We start from the raw sequence: 20,481 nt of genomic DNA, 5'->3' as shown, positions 1-20,481 counted from the left end.
ACGCAAAGCACGCGCAAACAGGGTGATCGCTAGCTAGGGCCTTGCTGGCGCGGTCATGCGGGCAAAGACCATGCGGTCCTTGTTCTCCTGCATCAGCATGCCGATGCTGGGTATGGCTTCCAGGCCAAGGCCGCGCGGCAACCCGCCATCTGGATCGGACTCGATCTGCGCGTAGGGTGCGCCCGCAACCTTCTCCCATTTCCCTGCGGGCTTCTTCGCCTCCACATTCGCAACCGTCGCCTTGAGCACGAGCCGGACGATGGCTTCGTTCGGCGCGGAGGGCTTCGTGAGGCTCGGGTGGCCCGCGATCAGCCGCCACCCGTTTGTCAGCGCCCAGCTGGCCAGGGCATCCTTATCCACGCCGCCACTCCCCCAGGATCATCGGCCCGCTCGAGCTTCAGCAGGCCCTCGCTGTTTCACGCCGCGGATCGGGCGCGCTCTGCGACAGGCACGGCGCTCAGCTCTCCTGCTTTCCGCCTTCGACCTTGTCGGCCCGGATGTCGTCCTGCGGCATGGAAGCGTCCGGCGCGCGATCCTCTGCGCCCTTCGCCGCACGCTTCTCCGCCTTGGCCGCGGCCTTCGCCTGCTTGGCTCGCTCGCGGTCCTTCCGCTCCATGTTGTAGTTCGGCTTTCGCATCATTGATCCCTGTCGACGAGGTGAGCGTACGGCCCGCGGAAGCGCGGGCGGCCGCGGCAAATGGAGGCCTATCCTGTCCCGCTAATCGGTGGAGATCGTCGAGACTTCCGGTCCCTTCCGCCCCTGCACAACCCGCATCCGAACAGCCTGTCCGTCCGTGAGCGTTCGGACGCCGCTGCGTTCAAGAGCCGTGGCATGCACGAACACGTCCTTGCCGCCGTCTGCCGGCGCCACGAAGCCGAAGCCCTTCCCCGGATCGTACCACTTCACGGTGCCCTGCACCTCCTCGCCCTCACCGTAGGCGGGCGCCGCCGCGTAAGAGTCCCGGGAGCGGGTTCGGGGCCGCTCTGCCGGCGGCGATTCCCCGGCGGAAATGTCCAGCACCTCCGTGACCTGCAATCCCTTCTGGCCTGGTCCCGTGCGGACCCGCAGGATCGCGCCCGGCTCGACCAACTTGGCACCGGCCCGTTCCAGGACGCTTGCGTGAACGAAAGCATCGCCGCCGCCTTCAGCGATTTCGACGAAGCCGAAGCCCTTCTCCGCATTGAACCACTTCACGGTCGCCTGGCTTTCCTGACCGAAGCCGGGCACCGGAGGCCGCGCTGCCGGGCGGCCAAAGTCGGGCGGAGGCGACCAACCGCCATCGCCGAACGTCTCGTCCTCGGACCGGCCTCTTCCACGGGACTTGCGGACCCGTCCACCATCTCGACTCAAGGCAACCGATCTCCTCCCTCGCGCCCGGATGGATGATAGATGCAGCGCTCCTAGCCGGAAAGCTTCGCAAGCTGTCTGCCGGGACGACAGATCCGGCAGGGCTTGCGCGACGTCGCGGGCGCAGCCCGCCTGCGGGTCGGAACGGCGATCGCTGACGGTCAGGTGACGAGCCTGCGGCTGGCCAAGGCCAACTGCCCTCTGGTAGGGCCTGCCGATGCAAAGCGACCGCAAGCAGACGGCCCCCGCCGCGACGTCAGACAATGAGCAGCCGGCCGCTCCCACGAGGGCCGATGTCTACCGCGAGCGCTTCCGCCAGGCACAAGCGGTTGCCGCGCAGATCGCCCGCGCCCGGGCTGCCGGTGGGCAACCCTCCGAAGCCGAGGCGGCGCGGCTGGTGGCTGAGTTCCATGCCAGGGGCGGGCAAGTCACCCACTGCCCCGAGGTTGCCGAGGAGGAGCCGAACCGCGGGCAGCCGTCGGGACGCTCTCGCCCATGACCCCGTGCGGGTCTTCGGGCAGATCCGCAGCAAGGACGATCAGCGTTGCGGCGCGGCCCGAAGCGGCATCCGGTTCACCGCCGCATCATGCCTTTGCGGATCTCCCGCTCCACCGCGCTGCGCTCCCCCGAGCCGATACGCCGCACGATTTCCCGCACGATCGCCGGTGAGATCCGGTGGCGCTTGGCGAGGTAGGCGACCTCCTCCTCCGGGATGGCGGGCGTTCCGTCGGGCGCTCTGTTGGTGGTCTTGCTCTGCTGTTGCAATCGAGATCCCTCTCTGGACGAGGTGAGGCGAAGCGATGAGGTCCGACGGTCGTTCGCGCGCCGCAGCCGGCGTCAGCTCAGCCGAACAGCTGGTTCGGACCAGATCGCAGCTGGCTCTCACGCACCACGCGCTCGTGGCCGTCGCGTACGTTCCTGACGCGATACTCGCGGTCCGCTCCGTCGTTCGGAAGCAGTCGCTGCACCGTGTAGGCTCCTCGGGGAATGTTGCCGTCCAGCCGGCCCGGGACGAGTTCGACACTCTGTCCGACCGAAAAGCTGTGCTGCACCATGATGACTCCTCTTCTGGGAAAGACGGCCCCGCGAACAGCGTCGCAGCGCCGTGGATCGGTCAGCCCAGAATCTCGATGACGATGTTGCGGATCTCCTCGGCTGTCAGCGTGCCGGGCTCGGCCCGCCAGGACGTCTCGGCGGTCTGATGCGAGGTGGTGACAAGAGTTGTACGGCCAGGCGCGATCGCGGCCTGCGCCAAAGAAACGTGCATGCGATTTTCCAAAGTGCCGATCGGGCGTCCCAAGCGGCTCCGAACGGGAACGGGGCGCCGATGGCGGGTCAAGGTCCGGCCGAGCAAGACGGCCCGGACAAAAACAAGTCAGTCTGCCGGTATCGGCTGAACTGGCAACGGTCCGGCAGAGATGCGCCGGCAAGGCACGGGTGGGGCTGCCGAAGCAGCCCCGGTTCGCGTCGGCTCAGGCCATCCGCAGGTTGCAGGCCGAGGTCTTGCCCTGCTGGCCCTGCTGGACGTCGAACTCGAGCTTGTCGCCCTCGCGCACATCCTGCAGGCCAGAGCGCTGGACGTCCGAAATGTGCAGGAAGACGTCCTTCGAGCCGTCATCCGGCTGGATGAAGCCATAGCCCTTGGTCGCGTTGAACCACTTCACGGTGCCGATGGACATTATGGTGTTCCGTTCATGATAAAGAGCCGCCGCGCGAACGTCGCGCGTCGGATCAAGCGTCGAGGGGAAGCGGACACCAGGCTCGGCGCTCAGTGAAGAGCAAGGGACCAGGCCGAACCAAACGAGGTTGACCCCCGCAAAGTGGCTGACCCGCCCCACGAGTGCAAGCTGTTTCTCAGCACGTTCTCGTGCGCGCCCTGCGCGGGTGGTCGGACGCATCGTCGCGCCGTCATCCGTTCGGGCGGATGATCGTGTCGTAGTCGCCCTCCGTGCGCAGCGTGATCGTGACGGTGCGGCCGGAGCGGTTGCGGAAGAACCAGCCATGCGTGCCGTCGAAGGCGGCGACGATCCGGCCTTCATCCTGTGTCACGGACCGGCCGGTGCCGTAGCCGTGGTAGAAGCCGCGTGCGGCGTTAGGCGGCTCGCCATGGGTGTCGAAATTGACATGCCCCGCATTCACCCGCCAGGCGAAGCGTGCCTCCGCCCCGCGGCGCATGCGCAGCTTGATCTCGATCCCCTGGTCGGGGCGCAGCGTCAGCACCGTCTCGTCGCTGCGGCCGGCGCCAGCCGGGGCGGAGGGCACGGGAGCCGGCGCGGCAGCCACGGGCCGGCTGGCGGGGGGTGGCGACGGTATCCCCTGCGCCAGTGCGACGAGGGGCTCGAGCCGGCCCATCTGCTCCTCCACCGCAGCCATGCGCTGCTCGATGGCGGCGAGGCTCGCGCCGCGCGCCTGGTCGGCGGCCGCTTCCTCGGCGAGCTGGCGCTTGATCTCGCCCATCTGCGTCAGGCCGAGCACGCGGCCGATGCGGGCCGGGTCCACAGCATACTCGGCCGGCAGCAGCACGGTGACGAGCAGCCCGCCCGCAATGGCGGCCGAGACCAGCGTGGAGCGGAGCAGCTGGGCGGAGGAAGGCAGGTCCTCGACCCGCGGCAGGGGTGCGTTGAACATGGCGTGCGATCCGTTCGGTCAGGCGAGGAAGAAGCCGGCGAGCTGCCAGAAGGTGAGCAGGAAGCCCGCCCCCATCATCCAGACATTCGCCGCATAGGCGTGCCGGGCGAAGGAGGCGCTGCGCCGCCACCAGCCCATCGCGACCAGGATGGCCGAGAGCGCCAGGATCTGACCGATCTCGACACCCACGTTGAAGGCGATGAGGTTCGCGACGAGCCCTTCGGGCGCGATGTCGAAATCCTGGATCTTCGTGGCGAGGCCGAAGCCGTGGAACAGCCCGAAGATGAAGGTCGCGGCCCGCGTGTCCGGCTGGACCCCGAACCAGCGGCGGTAGGCGCCAAGGTTGTCGAGCGCCTTGTAGACCACCGACAGCCCGATGATCGCATCGACGATGTAGGCGCTGACGCCGATGTCGAGCAGCACGCCGAGCAGCAGCGTGACCGAATGCCCGACCGCGAAGAGCGTGACATAGAGTCCGACATCACGCAGCCGGTAGAGGAAGAACACCACGCCCAGCAGGAACAGCAGGTGGTCGTAGCCGGTGACCATGTGCTTCGCGCCGAGATAGGCGAAGGGCAGCAGGTGCGCGCCCGAGACTTCCTGGATGTAGCCGGCGTCGCCTTCCGCGACGGCATGGGCGAAGGCCCCGGCCGGCAGCATCACGAGCGCGGCGGCAAGCAGCAGGAGCAGGCAAGATCGGCCGCGCGGCCGTGGCGTCACGTGGTGCAAGATCATCATCCCGGCGAATCGCCGCCCTGCCGGCGGTCTTTCCGGCTTGCCCCTATCCTCCCCTGGGGGATAGGATCAAGCCCATGACGAAGCATCTGCATGGCTCGCATCCCGCGGTGGCGAAACGCCTGCGCCGGGTCGAGGGGCATCTGCGCAGCGTCGTCGCCATGATCGAGGAGGGCCGCCCCTGCCTCGATCTCGCGCAGCAGCTGCATGCCATCGAGCGCGCGGTGAGCGAGGCGAAGCGGGTGCTGATCCGCGACCACATCGACCACTGCCTCGACGACGCGGCGGATCAGACGGCGGCAAAGCGCCGTGCCTCGATGGAGGAGTTCAAGCAGATCACCAAGTACCTCTGATGCTCTCTCCGCTCGCCGACCGCACCTACCGGCATCTCTTCGCCGCGCAGATCCTCTCGCTGGTCGGCACCGGGCTGATGACCGTGGCGCTCGGGCTGCTCGCCTTCGAACTGGCCGGCGCGGATGCCGGCGCGGTGCTGGGCACGGCGCTGGCGATCAAGATGGTCGCCTATGTCGGCATCGCGCCCGTGGCCGGCGCCTTCGTCCATCTGGTGCCGCGGCGCAGCCTGCTCGTCGCACTCGACCTTGTCCGCGCGGCGGTCGCGCTGGCGCTCCCCTTCGTCACCGAGATCTGGCAGGTCTATGTCCTGATCGCGTTGCTGCAATCCTGCTCCGCCGCCTTCACGCCGACCTTCCAGGCGACGATCCCCGACGTGCTGCCGGACGAGGCGGAGTACACGCGGGCGCTGTCGCTCTCGCGCCTCGCCTATGACATGGAATCGCTGCTGAGCCCGATGCTGGCCGCGGCGCTGCTCTCGGTGATCGGCTTCCACTGGCTGTTCGCCGGCACGACGCTCGGCTTCCTGGCCTCGGCGGCGCTGGTCGTCTCGGTGCTGCTGCCCTCGCCGCGGCCACCTACGACCGCGGAAGGCGCCTGGGGGCGCACCACGCGGGGTGCGCGCCTCTATCTCGCGACGCCGCGGCTGCGCGGCTTGCTCGCGCTGAACCTCGCGGTGGCGGCGGCGGGTGCGATGGTGATCGTCAACACCGTGGTGGTGGTGAAGTCCGGGCTTGGGCTTGGCAGCGGCGAACTGGCCTGGACGCTTGCGGCCTATGGCCTCGGCTCGATGACGGCAGCGCTGGCCCTGCCGCGCGTGCTCGACCGGCTCGGCGACCGGCCGGTGATGCTGGCCGGCGCGGGGCTGCTGGCCGCGGGCATGCTGGCCGGGCCCGCGGCGATCCGGGACTGGTCGCTCGTGCTGCCGCTATGGGCGATGCTGGGCCTCGGCAACGGGCTGGTGCTGACGCCATCGGGGCGGCTGCTGCGCCGCTCGGCACCGGCAGGCGACCGCCCGGCACTCTTCGCCGCGCAGTTCGCGCTGAGCCATGCGTGCTGGCTGCTGACCTATCCGTTGGCAGGCTGGCTCGGTTCCTCCGCGGGTCTTGGGGCGACGTTCATCGCCATGGCGGTGCTGGCTGCGGCGGGCACGGCGCTGGCCGCGGCCCTCTGGCCGGCTGCCAGCGAGCGCCCCGTCCCGCACGAGCACCACGGACTCGCCGCGGATCACCCGCATCTGGTCGGCGCGGATCCGCTGCCGGACGGACGCTTCCGGCATGCGCACGCGCCGATGACGGACGAACTGCACGCGTTCCCCGGCCGCTGAGCGCCGCGCCGCCGCGGGCGGAGATGGGCCCGCGCAAAGCGCGCCACGCCATCCTCACGCGCCCCGTGGTCCCCAGAGGATGATCGCCGCGCCGCACAGGGCGACGGCGCCGCCGATCACGTCCCAGCGGTCGGGCGCGAAGCCCTCGACGGCGCGCAGCCAGACGAGCGTCGCGACGATGTAGATGCCGCCGTAGACCGCGTAGGCGCGGCCCGCATGCTCCACCTCGACCAGGGTCAGCAGCCAGGCGAAGGCGATGAGGGAGAGAACGCCCGCCGCCGCCCAGACCGCCGGCTTGCCGAGCCGGAGCCAGGCCCAAAAGGCGTAGCAGCCCGCGATCTCGGCCACGGCGGCGGCGGCAAAGAGGGCGATGGACCTCATCGTGACGGGGTGTCCGGGGCTTCGGCGACCTCCTGGTATTCCGTGCAGGCGGCGCGGGTGAGCCAGGGCCATGGGTCCACCGGCCTGCCCTCGCGGCGCAGCTCGACATGCAGGTTCGGCCCGGTCGTCCGCCCGGTCCGGCCGAGGATGCCGATGTCCTGCCCCGCGCGTATGGCATCGCCGGCCGAGAGGCCCGGGGCGAAGCGCGCCAGGTGGGCGTAGCGCGCGCGGCTGCCGTCGGAATGCATGATCTCGACCATCAGGCCGTAGTCGTGGAAGCGACCGAGGAAGGTGACCACGCCGCCGGCGGCCGCCAGCACGACGGAGCCGATCGGCGCCCTGATGTCGGTTCCGCCATGGCCGCGCCCGCCCCGCGCGGCGCCGAAGGGCGAGGATTTCTCGCCCGCGACCGGCATCACCGTCGGGCAGGGCGCGGCCGCCGCGGGATGGCCGAGGGACATGCCGGCGGCCAGCGCCAGCGTGGCGCCGCCAAGGGTCGGGAGGGATCGCATGGAGCGCGGCATGCCCCGGTCCGCCCGGAAGCTCAACCCCGCGCTCAGCCTCGCGGCGCCGAGCCGGCCGGCAGAAGAGGCCGCACGAGGTCGGAGAAGCGCTCGAAGGTCAGCACGCCCGGATTGAGGGTGCCGCCGATGATGAAGGAGGGCGTCGCGGTCACGCCGAACTCGCGCTCGCCTTGCAGGCGACTGGCGAAGAGGGGATCGAGGAACGCGCGGTCGCTCCAACAGGCTTGCAGCCGCTCCGACGAAAGCCCGGCACGTTGCGCGGTGCGCCGCAGCCAGGTGCGCGGATCCTGCCTGTGCGCCCAGCTTTCCTTGTTGACGTAGAAGGTCGTGATCAGCGCCTCGAAGCGCTCCGGCCAGGCGCGTCGTCGCGGCCGATGAAGCGCTCCGCGGGGGTCGGCCGGGGCGTGGCATCGCCCGGGGGCGTGACCCGGAACGGCGGCTGCGCCGGCTGGGCAAGCGCAGGCAAGGGAATGACGGTCCCGAAGCCGATCAGCCCCGCGCGGCGGGTCACCATCGTGCTCATGTCGTTCTCCCGGTCTTGTCATGGGCCGGCGTGGACTCGCGCGCCGGGCTCAGGCCGGCGAGGAGCAGGGAGCCGAGGCCGAGCATTGTCGCGACATGGGCGCCGGTATTGAAGCCGAGGCGCAAGGCAGACCCCGGCGCCCAGGCGGATCTGCAAGGGCATCTGGCAAGCGCATCGCCGCGGATCATGCCTCGGTGACGATGATCAGCAGGCCGAGACCGATGAAGAGCGCGCCATAGATCCCGGCCTCGTATTGCTCGATGCGACCGAGGTTGAGCCGCTCGATGCCGAGCAGGGTCAGCCAGGTGAACAGCACCATCGCCGCGACGGTGGCCAGCGCCAGCGCGCCCGACAGCAGCAGGAAGCCCCACCATCCGAACACGATGCCGGCGCCGTACACCGGCAGGAAGCCCTCGCAGGGCGAGAAGGTCAGCAGCGCGAAGAGGCCGAGGATGACGGCGATATCGGACCGGCGCGCCGGCGCGCCAGCCGCAGCCGCACCTTGCGCGGCGCGAGCGGCACGGGGCGCGTGATCGTGGCGATGGCCGTGATCGTGCCCGTGGTCGTGGTCGTGGTCGTGGTCGTGGTCGTGATGATGGGCATGGTCGTGACGGTGGCCATGGTGGTCGTGATCATGGTCGTGATCATGCGCGTGCCCGCCGAACAGGTGCACATGCCCGTGCCCACCGCCGCGCCGTTGCCGCCACAGATAGAAAAGTCCGATCAGGATCAGCGCGCCGCCCGCGATCCAGGCGAAGAGGCTGCCGATCCATCCCTCCACCTGCATCCCCGCGAAGACCAGGAGCGCCCCGAGCAGCGTGGTCAGCAGCACATGGCCGGCGCCGGCGAAGCCGACCACACCGAGCGTTCGCGTACGGCTCCAGCCCTGGCCGCGCGCCGCCAGCACGAAGGGGAGCCAATGCGTCGGAATCGCCGCATGCAGAAAGGCGACGACGAGCCCCGTCACCAGCACCGAGGCGAGCACCGCCCCTGACGTATCCATCGCGTCTTCGTCCTTCCGTCTTCAGCCGTCAGCCGCGCGCGCCGGCCAGGGCAGGCTTCCAGCCCAGCAGCCGCAGCGCGTTCAGCGTGACCAGCACCGTCGCGCCGGTATCGGCCATGATCGCGGGCCAGAGGCCGGTGATGCCCGCCATCGTCGTCACCAGGAACACGCCCTTCAGCCCGATGGCGATGGCGACATTGGCCTTCACATTCGCCATCGTCGCGCGCGACAGGGCGACGAGTTCCGCCACGCCCGTCACGCGGTCCTGCAGCACCGCCGCGCCGGCCGTCTCCAGCGCGACATCGGTGCCGCCGCCCATGGCGACGCCGACCGAGGCGGCGGCCAGCGCCGGCGCGTCGTTGATGCCGTCGCCGACCATCACCACCGCGCCGTCCTCCCTCAGCCGCGCGATCTCGCGCAGCTTGTCGTCGGGCAGCAGTTCCGCCTTCGCATCCAGCCCGAGCGAGGCGGCGATCGCCTCCCCGGTGCGGCGATTGTCGCCGGTCAGCATCACCGGGCGGATGCCGAGAGCGCCCAGCGCCTGTACGCCGGCCGAGGCGTCGGCGCGCGGCTCGTCGCGGAAGGCGATCATCCCGAGCGGCCCGCCATCGACGAGCACGACCGCGACGGTCTTTCCCTCGCCTTCCAGCCGCAGGAGTTCGCCCGCAAACGCGCCGAGTGCGGCGCCGGCCTCCGCGGCATGGCGCGGACTGCCGACGCTGACGCGCCGCCCGGCGACGGTGGCGAGCACCGCCTTGCCCGGCACGGCGGCCTGGCCCTGTGCGGGCAGGGCCGCGACGCCGCGCGCCTCCGCCTCCGCCAGCACGGCTTTCGCCAAAGGGTGGGCGGAGCCCGCCTCAACCGCCGCGGCGTGGGCGAGCAGGTCCTCGGCGGAGCGGCCATCGGCAGGCAGCAGGTCGGTCACGCGCGGCCGGCCCTCCGTGAGGGTGCCGGTCTTGTCGAAGGCGACGGTGCGCGCCGTGCCGATCGCCTCCAGCGCGGCGCCGCCCTTGATCAGCAGCCCCCGCCGCGCGCCGGCCGAGAGGCCCGAGGCCATGGCGGCCGGCACCGAGATCACCAGCGCGCAGGGGCAGGCGATCAGCAGGACCGCCAGCCCGCGATAGAGGCTCGTCCACCAGTCCCAGCCGAAGGCGAAGGGCGTGACCAGGATGACCAGCGCCGACACCGCCATCGCACCCGGCGTCCACCAGGCCGCGAAGCGCTCGATGAAGCGCTGCGTTGGCGCGCGGGAGGCGGTGGCGTCCTCCACCATGCGGATGATGCGCGCGATGGTGTTGTCGGCCGCGGCGCGGAGCACGCGCACGCGCAGCGTGCCGTCCGCGTTGATCGAGCCCGCGACGACATGGTCGCCGGGTCCGCGCGCGACGGGCACGGATTCGCCCGTCACCGGGCTCTCGTCGACGGCGGAGACGCCCTCCTCGATCGCGCCGTCGCAGGGCACGCGGTCGCCGGGGCGCACCAGCACGACGTCGTCCACGTCCAGGCTCTCGGCCGGAACCTGCTCCCTGCTGCCGTCGGGGCGCAGCCGCAGGGCGACCCGCGGCATCAGCGAGGCGAGCGCCCGGATGCCCGCCCGGGCGCGGCCGGCGGCGACATTCTCCAGCAACTCGCCCAGCGCGAAGAGCAGGACGACGATGGCCGCCTCCTCCGCCGCGCCGATCACCGCGGCGCCGATGGCGGCGGTGACCATCAGCGTCTCGATGGAGAAGGGGCTGCCGGCGCGGGCCAGTGCGATGGCGCGACGCCCGAAGGGCACCAGCGCCAGGGCGGTCGCGACAAGGAAGAGCGGGTAGGTCAGCCGCTCCGGCAGGGCGAGCGACGCCGCATAGGCGCCGAGCACGAGGCCGCCGAGGATCCAGACCAGCAACGCCTTGCCGGTACGCCACCACGGCTTGCCGGCATCGGCGGGATCGTCATGCGGATGAGCATGCCCGAAGGCGCCCCCCTGCCCCGCGCCGCCGCCGTGGCCGCGGCCGTGGTCGTGGTCGTGGTCGTGGTCGTGGTCGTCGCAGCCAGGGCCATGGACGTGAGCGGTATGTCCCGCCGCGCGAAGCGGCTCGCGCGCCGCTGGCGTGGGAAGCGGCCGCGCACGGTAGCCCAGCACCTCCACCTGGCTCACGACCTGCTCGGGCGTGCTGACGCCGGGTGCCAGGGATACCGTCAGGCGCTCGGCCATCTGGTTGACCTCGACCTCCGAGACGCCGGGCAGCCGCTCCACCGCCTTCGTCACCTTGGCCACGCAGGAGGCGCAGTCCATGCCCTCGATGCGCCAGGCCAGGCGTTCCGTTCTGTCCACCCCACGAACTCCGCAGCCGAGGTCGGGTTATGGGATCTCCAGTGGCTGGAGGTTCAAGCTCCAACCACGCAAGATGAGGAGGAGTTCACGCGCCCTGCGACGCCCGGTGACGGAACGGCCGCGTAGCCCTCCGGCAGGTCGGCCAGCACCTGCCCGGCCGCCAGCACGAGGCCGAGCCCGGCGGACACCGCCGCACCGGTGCCGAGCATCAGCCCGTCGCTGGTGAGGTCCACCGCCACCGCGACGTAGATCATCCAGATGCCCGTCCGGCCGCCTTCGCCGCCGCCGCCCTGAATCCGCTCGACCAGGGTCTCGGCGAGGAGATGCGCATGCACGACGCCGTGCCCTCCTCGCGGCGTCGAACGTCCCCCGGGAGCGGCGGTTGCCGCGCGGGCCTGTTCCGCGCGCCCGTCCTTACGGTCGGGGCGATCCCCTCACCCTCCCGGGACGGCGTCCACCAGGACCTTCACGTTCAGCACGACGATGACGACCGCGATCGCCCATCCCGTCACCACCTGCCAGCGCGGCGCCGCGAGCGCGCCGAGCCTCGCCTTGTCGGAAGCGAACATCATCAGCGGAATCACCGCGAAGGGCAGCTGCATCGAGAGGATCACCTGCGACAGGATCAGCAGATGCGCCGTGCCGGAAGCGCCGTACATCCAGGTGACCACCACCGCGGGCACGATCGCGATCAGCCGGGTGACGAGCCGCCGGAGCACCGGCGGCATGCGGAAGCGCAGGAAGCCCTCCATCACCACCTGGCCCGAGAGCGTCGCCGTGACGGTGGCGTTGATCCCGCAGAACAGCAGCGCGACGGCGAACAGCGTTGCCGCCAGACCGCTGCCGAGCAGCGGCGTCATCAGCTGGTAGGCCTCCCCGATCTCGGCGACCTCGGTGTTCCCTGTGGTGTGGAAGGTCGCCGCCGCGGTGATCAGGATGGCCGAGTTGATCAGCAGCGCGAACGAAAGGGCGATGGTGCTGTCGATGCTGGCGAAGCGGATTGCCTCCCGCTTGCCGTCCAGGTCCTGCCGCCAGGCGCGGGACTGCACGACGGCCGTGTGCAGGTAGAGGTTGTGCGGCATCACGGTCGCGCCGAGGATGCCCATGGCGATGTAGAGCTGCGTCTCGTTCGTCACGATCGAGGCGGAAGGGACGTATCCGCGCAGCACCTCGCCCCACACCGGGTCGGAGAGGACGATCTGGATCGCGAAGCAGCCGAAGATCAGGACGATGAAGCCGAAGATCAGCGCCTCGAGCCAGCGGACGCCCTTGTTCTGCAGCCAGAGGATGAGGAAGGCGTCGAGCGCGGTCAGCATCACGCCGTAGATCAGCGGGATGCCGAACAGCAGCTCCAGCGCGATCGCCGTGCCGATCAGCTCGGCGAGGTCGGTTGCGCAGATCGCCACCTCGGCGAAGAGCCAGAGCGGATAGGAGACCGGCTTGGGGAAGCGCTCGCGGCAGAGCTGCGCCAGGTCACGCCCGGTGGCGATGCCGATGCGCGCGCAGAGGGCCTGCAGCAGGATCGCCATCAGCGAGGAGGCCAGCGCGACGGCGAGCAGCGTGTAGCCGAAGGCAGAGCCGCCGGCCAAAGCGGTCGCCCAATTGCCCGGATCCATGTAGCCGACCGCCACGAGGTAGCCCGGCCCCATGAAGGCGAAGAGCTTGCGCAGGAACCCGCCGGCATTCGGGACGGCGACGCTGCGGTGGACCTCCGGCAGGCTCGGCGGGCCTGCATGTGGCGTGGCAGACCTGTCCGAGGGCGGGTTCATGCACTGCCTCCGAAACTAAGCCTAGGCTAAGTTATCATCTTGCCGCTATCAAGCCCCTTCAGCGGAGTGCCCACATCAGCCCCATGCAGCGCACCATGGCCAAGCGCCCCCTGCCGCCCGCCGACCACCACGCCGCGCGCTTCGCAAGGCAGCGCGAGGCCGACCGGACGGCGACGGCGGAGGACTATGTCGAGCTGATCGCCGACCTGCTCCGCGAGGAGGGCGAGGCGCGCGCCGTGGATCTCGCGCGGCGCATGGGCGTGTCGCAGGCGACCGTCACCGCGACCGTCGGCCGTCTCCAACGCGACGGGCTCGTCGAGACCAAGCCTTACCGGGGCCTGTTCCTGACGCCCTCCGGCCAGGAGATGGCGCGGACCGCCAAGGCGCGGCACGAGCTGGTCGTGCGCTTCCTGATCGCCGTCGGCCTCGATCCCGAGACGGCCGAGACGGATGCCGAGGGCCTCGAGCACCATGCGAGCGAGAAGGCGCTGGCCGCCTTCGCGCGCTTCCTGGCCGAACGGGAGGATGGCGGGCGATGAGTGCGCATCTCTCGATCGGCGACCTGGCGCGCGCCACCGGCGTCAAGCCGACGACGATCCGCTGGTACGAGCAGGAAGGCTGGCTGCCGCCGCCCGCGCGCACGGGGGGCGGGCACCGCGCCTATGGCGACGCGCATCTCCGCCGCCTCGGCTTCATCCGCCACGCGCGTGAACTCGGCTTCGAGAGCGAGGCGATCCGGGCGCTGCTCGACCTGGCCGATCATCCCGACGCCGATTGCGGCGCGGCACACGCGCTGGCAACGGCCCAGATCCGCGAGATCGATGCGCGGCTGCGGCGGCTGACGGCCCTGCGGGCGGAACTCGACCGGATGGCGACGAGCTGCGCGGGCGGGGTGGTCGGCGAATGCCGGATCATCGAGACCCTGGCCGATTTCGGGCACGGGCACTGCGACGATCCGACGCATGGGGGCGGGTGACGCCGGCGCTTGCGGCACATCAAGGCTGCCTGAGGCAATCTGCCTTCTGATGCTGGGGCGAGTGTGACCCACCGCGCAGCGAGAGGCGTGCCATGCCTGAGGCCAGGACATCGAACCGTGCGGCGCGCCTGAAGCGTGCTGCCGCGCCGGCTTCGCCGTCGGCCGAGGCTCCATCGCAAGGCGCCCCGCGGCCGCACCGATCCCATGCCGAGCACGAAGCCGTGGGCAAGGCGCTGCGCGACAGCGTACCGCGCGATGCCCACGCGGCATGCAAGAAGCCCGCCGACCGCGTCGATCCCATCGCCTTCCTGCAGGCTTCCGACGCCGAGCGCCTGCCGGAACTGGTGCCGATCCGCTGGGGCCGGATGCTCGCCTCGCCCTTCGCCTTCTACCGCGGCTCGGCCGGGCTGATGGCGGCCGACCTGGCGCGGACACCGAGCCCGGGGTTGCGCGTGCAGGCCTGCGGCGACTGCCACATGATGAATTTCGGCGGCTTCGCCACGCCCGAGCGCAGCGTGATCTTCGACATCAATGATTTCGACGAGACCCTGCCGGCGCCATTCGAATGGGACGTGAAGCGCCTGGCCGCCTCCTTCGTGCTGGCCGCGCGCTCGCTCGGCCTGTCCGACGCCAGGGGGCGCGATGCCGCGGAGGCCGCCGCGCGGAGCTACCGCAAGCGGCTGCGCGAATTCGCCGAGATGCACCCGACCGAGGTCTGGTACTCACGCCTGACCGCCGAGGACGTGATCGAGGGCCTGCCGAAGAACCGGCGGAAGATGGTCAGCGACAGGATCGAGAAGGCGCTCGACCGCTCAGGGTCCGAGATGGACTTCCCGAAGCTCGGGCAGGTGGTGGGTGGGCAGCCCGGCATCCGCGACGCGCCGCCGCTGATCTTCCATCCCGAGCTGGCGCGCGCACCGACCTTCAAGGGCGTCGTCGACACGCTGCTGGCCGAGTACCGCGAGACGCTGGCAGAGGATCGCAGGGTGCTGCTGGACCGCTTCAAGCCCGTGGATGCGGCCATCAAGGTGGTGGGCATCGGCAGCGTCGGCCGGCGCTGCTGGATCCTGCTGATGATGTCCACCTCCAACGAACCGCTCTTCCTGCAGTTCAAGGAAGCGGCCGCCTCCGTCCTGGAGCCCTTCGCGGGCGCCAGCGCCTATCCGCACCACGGCCAGCGCGTGGTGATGGGCCAGCGGCTGATGCAGCCGACGAGCGACATCTTCCTGGGCTGGGTCACCAGCCCGAACGGCGTGCATTTCTACGTGCGGCAGTTGCGGGACGCGAAGATCAAGCCGCTGGTCGAGACCTTCGACGCGGAGATGCTGGAGATCTACGCCAAGGCCACCGGCGCCGTGCTGGCGCGGGCGCATGCCAAGGCCGGCGGCGTGTCGCAGATCAGCGGCTATCTCGGCTCCGGCGATGACTTCGACCGGGCGATCGGCCGCTTCGCCCTCGCCTATGCCGACCAGGCGGAACGCGACCACGCCGCGCTCAAGGCGGCCGTGCGCAAGGGCAAGGTCCGCGTGATGCAGGAGGCGTGAGCGAACGGAACCGGCTTTCGCCGCATCCGCGGCGATCCGGACAGGAAGGGGAGGACCCTGCGGTGAACGAGCGTGAACGCGGCGCCCGCGTGAACCGGCGCGACATGCTGCTCGGCAGCGCGGCCGGGCTCGCCACGGCCGGCGGGCAGCTGGCGCAGGCGCAGCAGCCGCCCAGGCCCGGCCAGGCCGCCGCGCCGGTGCAGGCGGGGCAGCGGCGTCCGCCGAACATCCTGCTCATCATGGGCGACGACATCGGCTGGTGGAACCTCAGCGTCTACAACCACGGCTCGATGGGCTACCGGACGCCCAACATCGACCGGATCGCGCGCGAAGGCGCCTACTTCACGGATTGGTATGGCCAGCAGAGCTGCACCGCGGGGCGCGCCGCCTTCATCACCGGCCAGTCGCCGATCCGCACCGGGCTGACGAAGGTGGGGCTGCCGGGCGCCGACATTGGCCTGCAGCCCGAGGACCCGACCTTCGCGGACCTGCTGAAGCCGCTCGGCTACGCCATCGGCCAATTCGGCAAGAACCACCTCGGCGACAAGGACGAGTTCCTGCCGACCAACCATGGCTTCGACGAGTTCTTCGGCAATCTCTACCACCTGAACGCCGAGGAGGAGCCGGAGAACCCCGACTACCCGCGCGATCCGCGCTTTCGCCAGCGCTTCGGCCCGCGCGGCGTGATCCGCAGCTTTGCCGATGGCCGCATCCAGGACACCGGGCCGCTCACCCGCAAGCGCATGGAGACGATCGACCAGGAATTCCTGGACGCCGCGCTCGACTTCATCGACCGCCAGCACCGCGCCAACCGCCCCTTCTGCTGCTACTTCAACAGCACACGGATGCATGTCTTCACGCATCTGAGCCCGCAGGCGGAAGGCAGGACCGGCCTCGGCCTCTATCCGGACGGCATGGTGGAGCACGACGGCCATGTCGGGGCGTTGCTCAAGAAGCTCGACGACCTCGGCATCGCCGAGGACACGCTCGTCATCTACACGACCGACAACGGCGCCGAGGTCATGAGCTGGCCGGATGGCGGCGCCACGCCCTTCAGGGGCGAGAAGGCCACCAACTGGGAGGGCGGCTACCGCGTGCCCTTCTGCATGCGCTGGCCCGGCGTGGTCCGGCCCGGAACCGTGGTGAACGACATCTGCGCGCACGAGGACGTGCTGCCGACGCTGGTCGCCGCGGCGGGCGTGCCCGACATCGTGGAGCGGTGCCGCCAGGGCCACCAGGCCGGCAACAAGACCTTCCGCGTGCATCTCGACGGCTACAACCTGCTGCCCTTCCTCAAAGGCGACCAGGAGCGCTCGCCGCGCCAGGAGTTCTTCTATTGGAACGACGACGGCCAGCTCGTCGCCCTGCGCTACCAGCAATGGAAGTTCGTGTTCGCCGAGCAGCGGGCGACGGGCATCGGCGTCTGGTCCGGAGAATTCACTAACCTGCGGGCCCCGGGGCTGTTCCATATTCGCGCCGATCCCTTCGAGCGCGGGCAGGAGAGCGCGCTCTACGGCCCCTGGGCCCTGGCCCGGATGTTCGTGTTCGTACCGGCCCAGGCAGCGGTGGCGCAGCACCTGCAGACCTTCCGGGACTTCCCGCCCCGACAACGGCCGGCGAGCTTCAGCATCGACCAGGTGATGGAGGCCATGCAGCGGGCCGCGGCCGGACGAAACCAGTGAGCGCCGAGCCCGGGGTCGACGCGCGCTGACGGCGACGCGGCGCGCCGGGCTCCCGGCGCGTCAGCTCGCCGCCAGGGCGGCGTGCCCCGGCAGCCGCAGGGCGGCGAGCAGCCCGCCTTCGCCGGCGCGTCCAAGCTCCAGGCTGCCTCCGTGCAACGACGCCAGGTCCGCCACGATGGCGAGACCGAGGCCGCTTCCCGCTTCGCGTTCGTCCAGCCGCACGCCGCGGCCGAGGACGGCGTCCCGCACGCCTTCCGGCAGGCCTGGCCCGTCATCGGCGATGGTGACGACCACAAGCTTGCCCTCCGCGGCGACGGTCACGCCGACACGCTGCCGGGCCCATCGGCACGCATTCTCCATCAGGTTGCCGAGCATCTCGGCAAGATCCTGGGGATCCACCCGCACCCGGGCACCGGGATCGCCGCGCACCTCGATGACGAGGCCACGCTCCTCGAAGAGGCGGCGCAAAGCGCGCGCGACGTCATCCGCGATCGCCCGCGGGGAGGACTCCGCGGCGGAGGACGAGGCGAGCGCCGCCACCCGGGCGCGCGCAAGGTGGTGATGCACCAGCCGCTCCAGCGCCGACGCCTCGGCTCGCGCGGCCACGATGTCCGGGCTCGCGCGGTCGAGCGCGTTGCGCAGCACCGCGAGCGGCGTCTTCAGCGCATGGGCGAGGTTGCCGACATGCGACCGCGCGCGCTCCACGGTGGCACGGTTCGCGGCGATCAGCGCGTCGACCTCCGCCACCAGCGGTGCGATCTCGGACGGTGCCGCGATGCCCAGCCGCTCGCGCCGGCCGTCGCGTATCTCGGCGAGCGCGCTGCGTACGCGACGGAGCGGCGCAAGGCCCGCAACCACCGTGCCGACGACGCCGGCCACAAGGCCGAGCCCGACCACCGCGAAGGTCAGCAGCAGCAACGTGCGCAGCCTGCCGATCTCGGCCTCCGTCTCCGCGCGCGACAGCGCGACCCCGACATGCACCGGCGCCGCCGCGCCGGGCAGCAGCAGGTCGCGCTCGGCGAGGCGCAGCCTCTCGCCCCGCGGCCCCGCCACGTCCCGCAGCAGCACGCCGTCATGGCCGCCCGCCGCGGCCGGCAGCGCCTGGTCCCAGAGCGAGCGGGAGGTGGTGACCGAGCCGTCCGGCGCCGTCACCTGCCAGTAGGCGCCGCCGAAGGGCCGCTCGAAATCCGCGCCCGCCGGGGCGCGGGCCACGACGATGCGCCCCTCGGCATCCGTCGCCGTGGCTGCGACGGCGGCATCGAGCAACCCGGAGAGCCGTGCGTCGAAGGCGCCCTCGACCCCGCGCACCGCGACGCCGGTCACGAACCACGCCGCGGCGCCGAGCCCGACCGCCACCCACAACCCCGCCGCCAGCGCCAGCCGCAGCGCGAGCGAGCGCGGCCATCTCATGCGGCGGCGAGCCTGTAGCCCTGGCCGCGCATCGTCTCGATCAGCCCCTCGCCGAGCTTCTTCCGCAGCCGGCCGATCACCACTTCCAGCGTGTTGCTGTCGCGGTCGAAGTCCTGCGCGTAGAGATGCTCCGTCAGCTCCGTCTTGGACACGACCTGCCCGGCATGCAGGGCAAGATAGGCGAGCAGGCGGTATTCCAGCCCGGTCAGCCTCACCGCCGCGCCGTCCAGCGTCACGCGCTGCGCGGCGGTGTCCACCACCAGGCGGCCGAGCGCGATCTCCGGGCGGCTGCGGCCATGCGCGCGCCGCACCAGCGCCTGCATGCGCGCGACCAGCTCCGCCATGACGAAGGGCTTGGCCAGGTAGTCGTCGGCGCCGGCATTCAGGCCGGCGACCTTCTCGCTCCAGCCGTCGCGCGCCGTCAGGATCAGCACCGGCATGTCGCGCCCCGCGGCACGCCAGCGCTTCAGCACCGTCAGCCCGTCCAGCACCGGCAGGCCGAGGTCGAGCACCACCGCGTCATAGGGCTCGGTGTCGCCGAGGAAGTGGCCCTCCTCGCCATCCGCCGCGTGATCGACCACGAACCCGGCCTCCGCCAGCGCGTCCATCACCTGCCGGGCGAGGGTCGGGTGATCCTCCACGACGAGGATCCGCATCAGCGCCGCTCCTGGACCGGCCCGCGGCTGCGCAGCAGCGCCCCGGTCGCGGCATCGAGGCGCAGCTCGACCACCCGGCCGGAGGACGGCAGCAGCTTGAACTCGTAGATCCAGCGCCCATCCTCGCGCTCCAGCTCCGTCTCGATCACGCGCCCGACATAGCGGCGCTCGACCTCGGCCAGCAGCTCGGCGAGCGGCCGGATCTCGCCGGCCGCGAGCGCGGCGCGCGCGCGTTCATGGTCGCGCCGGTCATCCGCCCGCGCATCCGGGTTGGCCAGCAGCAGCATCGGCAGCAGCAGGAGGGCTCGGCGCATCCGTCCAGCATCGGCATTGCCACCTGAACCGCGGCTGAACGGGTGGCTCAGCCTCGGTTCAGGTGGGGGTGGCCAGGATGCGCCCCGTTGCGGAGAGGCCGCAACGCCGAACCCTGGAGATCCGAGATGACCCGCTTCCGCCCCGTCGCCGCCCTCGCCCTCGCCCTTGCCGCAGCCGCCCCCTTCGGCGCGGCGCTCGCCTCCTCCGACGACAACCGCGCCGAGCGGTCAGGCGCGCAGGCGGTGACGCCCGCCAATGCCCGCTTCGACGCCCCCGCCGCCATCGCCGCCGTGCTCGGCGCCGGCTACACCGCCGTCAGCGAGCTCGAATGGGAGCGCGGCGGCTGGCAGGTGAAGGCCAACGACGCCCAGGGCCGCCGCGTGGAGCTGCGCGTGGACGCCGCCACCGGCGCCGTCGCGCCCCGCGGCCGCTGAGCGAAGGAGCACAGGGATGGCGACGACCGTCGCGCTGCGCTCCCCCGGCATGGCGACACGCGCCATCCACTGGGCGAGCGCGCTGCTGGTGCTGTTGGCCTGGGCGGTCGGCAGCACGATGGAGGACTTCCCCCGCGGTGCCAGCCGCGACCTCGCGATGCAGCTGCACTACAGCCTGGGCGTGCTGGTGCTCGGCTTCGCGGCGCTGCGCGTCGCCTGGCGCGCCGTGGCGCCGCCGCCCCCGGCGGAGGGCCCGGCCTGGCAGCGCCTGGCGGCCACGGCCATGCATCTTGCGCTGATCGGGCTGACCATCGGCGTGCCGCTGAGCGGCCTGCTCGACCGCTGGGCGCGCGGCCGGGCGGTGACCATCTTCGGCGGGATGCCCCTGCCCGCCCCCTTCCCCGTGCCGGGCGGGCGCCTCTGGGGGGAGGCGCACGAGGTGCTGGCCAACCTGATGCTCGCGGCGATCGCGGCGCATGTGCTGGCGGCGCTCTGGCACCAGTTCATCCTGCGGGACCGCGCCCTCTCCCGCATGGTGCGAGGCTGAACCCGGGCGGC

28 protein-coding genes are annotated in these 20,481 nt (G+C 71.2%); 8 read left to right on the top strand and 20 right to left on the bottom strand.

Annotated features, from left to right (window positions below):
• Window positions 1–33 precede the first annotated feature (33 nt).
• The 9 genes from DFH01_RS20275 to DFH01_RS20240 all read right to left on the bottom strand — a co-directional run bounded on the left by DFH01_RS20275 (window position 34) and on the right by DFH01_RS20240 (window position 4,696).
• On the bottom strand, window positions 34–360 hold the full coding sequence (locus DFH01_RS20275; protein ID WP_109872270.1) for a hypothetical protein: 327 nt from the start codon (window positions 358–360) through the stop codon (window positions 34–36).
• A gap of 97 nt (window positions 361–457) precedes the next feature.
• A complete protein-coding gene (locus DFH01_RS20270) occupies window positions 458–637 on the bottom strand; it encodes a hypothetical protein (protein ID WP_199231305.1) in 180 nt (59 codons plus the stop codon).
• An 81-nt stretch (window positions 638–718) separates the two neighbouring features.
• Window positions 719–1,228 (bottom strand): cold-shock protein, encoded by a 510-nt coding sequence (locus DFH01_RS29045; protein WP_269846273.1) that lies wholly within the window; start codon window positions 1,226–1,228, stop codon window positions 719–721.
• A 693-nt stretch (window positions 1,229–1,921) separates the two neighbouring features.
• Complete coding sequence (locus tag DFH01_RS20260; RefSeq protein WP_109872267.1) at window positions 1,922–2,113, bottom strand: hypothetical protein; 192 nt, start codon at window positions 2,111–2,113, stop codon at window positions 1,922–1,924.
• A gap of 77 nt (window positions 2,114–2,190) precedes the next feature.
• Window positions 2,191–2,316 carry a hypothetical protein gene (locus DFH01_RS29040; protein ID WP_269846272.1) on the bottom strand — a complete coding sequence of 42 codons (126 nt, stop codon included), beginning with the start codon at window positions 2,314–2,316 and terminating at the stop codon, window positions 2,191–2,193.
• 146 nt (window positions 2,317–2,462) lie between these two features.
• Window positions 2,463–2,615 (bottom strand): hypothetical protein, encoded by a 153-nt coding sequence (locus DFH01_RS28290; protein ID WP_158287836.1) that lies wholly within the window; start codon window positions 2,613–2,615, stop codon window positions 2,463–2,465.
• A 205-nt stretch (window positions 2,616–2,820) separates the two neighbouring features.
• Entirely contained in the window at window positions 2,821–3,027 is a 207-nt protein-coding gene (locus tag DFH01_RS20250) for a cold-shock protein (RefSeq protein WP_109872265.1), read from the bottom strand.
• 229 nt (window positions 3,028–3,256) lie between these two features.
• The gene (locus DFH01_RS20245) at window positions 3,257–3,976 is read right to left on the bottom strand and encodes a transmembrane anchor protein (protein ID WP_109872264.1); all 720 of its coding nucleotides are present in this window, start codon (window positions 3,974–3,976) and stop codon (window positions 3,257–3,259) included.
• Between the two features lie 18 nt (window positions 3,977–3,994).
• On the bottom strand, window positions 3,995–4,696 hold the full coding sequence (locus tag DFH01_RS20240; RefSeq protein ID WP_233256196.1) for a HupE/UreJ family protein: 702 nt from the start codon (window positions 4,694–4,696) through the stop codon (window positions 3,995–3,997).
• A 92-nt stretch (window positions 4,697–4,788) separates the two neighbouring features.
• Between DFH01_RS20240 and DFH01_RS20235 the strand changes: the two genes are divergently transcribed.
• Both DFH01_RS20235 and DFH01_RS20230 read left to right on the top strand, forming a co-directional pair.
• On the top strand, window positions 4,789–5,064 hold the full coding sequence (locus DFH01_RS20235; RefSeq protein ID WP_109872262.1) for a metal-sensing transcriptional repressor: 276 nt from the start codon (window positions 4,789–4,791) through the stop codon (window positions 5,062–5,064).
• Window positions 5,064–6,389 carry an MFS transporter gene (locus DFH01_RS20230; protein ID WP_109872261.1) on the top strand — a complete coding sequence of 442 codons (1,326 nt, stop codon included), beginning with the start codon at window positions 5,064–5,066 and terminating at the stop codon, window positions 6,387–6,389. Before DFH01_RS20235 ends, DFH01_RS20230 begins: the two co-directional genes overlap by 1 nt.
• A 54-nt stretch (window positions 6,390–6,443) precedes the next feature.
• Here the strand turns inward: DFH01_RS20230 and DFH01_RS20225 are convergent, their stop codons facing one another.
• The 8 genes from DFH01_RS20225 to DFH01_RS20195 form a co-directional block, all read right to left on the bottom strand.
• Entirely contained in the window at window positions 6,444–6,770 is a 327-nt protein-coding gene (locus DFH01_RS20225; RefSeq protein ID WP_109872260.1) for a YnfA family protein, read from the bottom strand.
• On the bottom strand, window positions 6,767–7,282 hold the full coding sequence (locus tag DFH01_RS20220) for a M23 family metallopeptidase (RefSeq protein WP_109872419.1): 516 nt from the start codon (window positions 7,280–7,282) through the stop codon (window positions 6,767–6,769). The genes DFH01_RS20225 and DFH01_RS20220 overlap by 4 nt, the downstream gene beginning before the upstream one ends.
• Window positions 7,283–7,326: 44 nt before the next feature.
• Window positions 7,327–7,626: a DsbA family protein gene (locus tag DFH01_RS28845; protein WP_233256211.1), complete on the bottom strand. Its 300-nt coding sequence runs from the start codon at window positions 7,624–7,626 to the stop codon at window positions 7,327–7,329.
• On the bottom strand, window positions 7,626–7,817 hold the full coding sequence (locus DFH01_RS28840) for a hypothetical protein (protein WP_233256213.1): 192 nt from the start codon (window positions 7,815–7,817) through the stop codon (window positions 7,626–7,628). Before DFH01_RS28840 ends, DFH01_RS28845 begins: the two co-directional genes overlap by 1 nt.
• 184 nt (window positions 7,818–8,001) lie before the next feature.
• Window positions 8,002–8,820, bottom strand: a complete 819-nt coding sequence (locus DFH01_RS20210) for a hypothetical protein (RefSeq protein ID WP_109872259.1) — start codon at window positions 8,818–8,820, stop codon at window positions 8,002–8,004.
• Between the two features lie 28 nt (window positions 8,821–8,848).
• Window positions 8,849–11,137 (bottom strand): heavy metal translocating P-type ATPase, encoded by a 2,289-nt coding sequence (locus tag DFH01_RS20205; RefSeq protein ID WP_442899715.1) that lies wholly within the window; start codon window positions 11,135–11,137, stop codon window positions 8,849–8,851.
• A 53-nt stretch (window positions 11,138–11,190) separates the two neighbouring features.
• Window positions 11,191–11,472, bottom strand: a complete 282-nt coding sequence (locus DFH01_RS20200; RefSeq protein WP_109872258.1) for a hypothetical protein — start codon at window positions 11,470–11,472, stop codon at window positions 11,191–11,193.
• 99 nt (window positions 11,473–11,571) lie between these two features.
• The gene (locus DFH01_RS20195; RefSeq protein ID WP_109872257.1) at window positions 11,572–12,906 is read right to left on the bottom strand and encodes an Nramp family divalent metal transporter; all 1,335 of its coding nucleotides are present in this window, start codon (window positions 12,904–12,906) and stop codon (window positions 11,572–11,574) included.
• Window positions 12,907–13,001: 95 nt separating this feature from the next.
• On the opposite strand from DFH01_RS20195, the gene mntR reads away from it, so the two are divergent.
• The 4 genes from mntR to DFH01_RS20175 all read left to right on the top strand — a co-directional run bounded on the left by mntR (window position 13,002) and on the right by DFH01_RS20175 (window position 17,108).
• Window positions 13,002–13,445: a manganese-binding transcriptional regulator MntR gene (mntR, locus tag DFH01_RS20190; RefSeq protein WP_233256195.1), complete on the top strand. Its 444-nt coding sequence runs from the start codon at window positions 13,002–13,004 to the stop codon at window positions 13,443–13,445.
• Complete coding sequence (locus DFH01_RS20185) at window positions 13,442–13,882, top strand: MerR family transcriptional regulator (RefSeq protein WP_109872255.1); 441 nt, start codon at window positions 13,442–13,444, stop codon at window positions 13,880–13,882. The genes mntR and DFH01_RS20185 overlap by 4 nt, the downstream gene beginning before the upstream one ends.
• A gap of 221 nt (window positions 13,883–14,103) precedes the next feature.
• Window positions 14,104–15,426 carry a DUF2252 domain-containing protein gene (locus tag DFH01_RS20180; RefSeq protein ID WP_199231304.1) on the top strand — a complete coding sequence of 441 codons (1,323 nt, stop codon included), beginning with the start codon at window positions 14,104–14,106 and terminating at the stop codon, window positions 15,424–15,426.
• Between the two features lie 62 nt (window positions 15,427–15,488).
• A complete protein-coding gene (locus DFH01_RS20175; RefSeq protein ID WP_233256194.1) occupies window positions 15,489–17,108 on the top strand; it encodes an arylsulfatase in 1,620 nt (539 codons plus the stop codon).
• A 60-nt stretch (window positions 17,109–17,168) separates the two neighbouring features.
• Here DFH01_RS20175 and DFH01_RS20170 read toward each other — a convergent pair whose 3' ends face one another.
• The 3 genes from DFH01_RS20170 to DFH01_RS20160 are packed head-to-tail and all read right to left on the bottom strand — an operon-like array spanning window position 17,169 to window position 19,488.
• Window positions 17,169–18,518 (bottom strand): sensor histidine kinase, encoded by a 1,350-nt coding sequence (locus tag DFH01_RS20170; RefSeq protein WP_109872253.1) that lies wholly within the window; start codon window positions 18,516–18,518, stop codon window positions 17,169–17,171.
• Complete coding sequence (locus DFH01_RS20165) at window positions 18,515–19,174, bottom strand: response regulator transcription factor (protein WP_109872252.1); 660 nt, start codon at window positions 19,172–19,174, stop codon at window positions 18,515–18,517. The genes DFH01_RS20170 and DFH01_RS20165 overlap by 4 nt, the downstream gene beginning before the upstream one ends.
• Window positions 19,174–19,488, bottom strand: a complete 315-nt coding sequence (locus DFH01_RS20160) for a PepSY domain-containing protein (RefSeq protein WP_109872251.1) — start codon at window positions 19,486–19,488, stop codon at window positions 19,174–19,176. Before DFH01_RS20160 ends, DFH01_RS20165 begins: the two co-directional genes overlap by 1 nt.
• A 126-nt stretch (window positions 19,489–19,614) precedes the next feature.
• Between DFH01_RS20160 and DFH01_RS20155 the strand changes: the two genes are divergently transcribed.
• Complete coding sequence (locus tag DFH01_RS20155; protein WP_109872250.1) at window positions 19,615–19,923, top strand: PepSY domain-containing protein; 309 nt, start codon at window positions 19,615–19,617, stop codon at window positions 19,921–19,923.
• A 16-nt stretch (window positions 19,924–19,939) separates the two neighbouring features.
• Window positions 19,940–20,470, top strand: coding sequence for a cytochrome b (locus DFH01_RS20150; protein WP_109872249.1), 531 nt, complete (start codon window positions 19,940–19,942; stop codon window positions 20,468–20,470).
• Window positions 20,471–20,481: the final 11 nt, after the last annotated feature.

This window comes from Falsiroseomonas bella (assembly GCF_003173615.1).
GTDB classification, from domain to species: Bacteria; Pseudomonadota; Alphaproteobacteria; order Acetobacterales; family Acetobacteraceae; genus Falsiroseomonas; species Falsiroseomonas bella.
The sequence above is the reverse complement of the archived record's forward strand: the minus strand, read 5'-3'. Positions and strand labels throughout refer to the sequence as shown.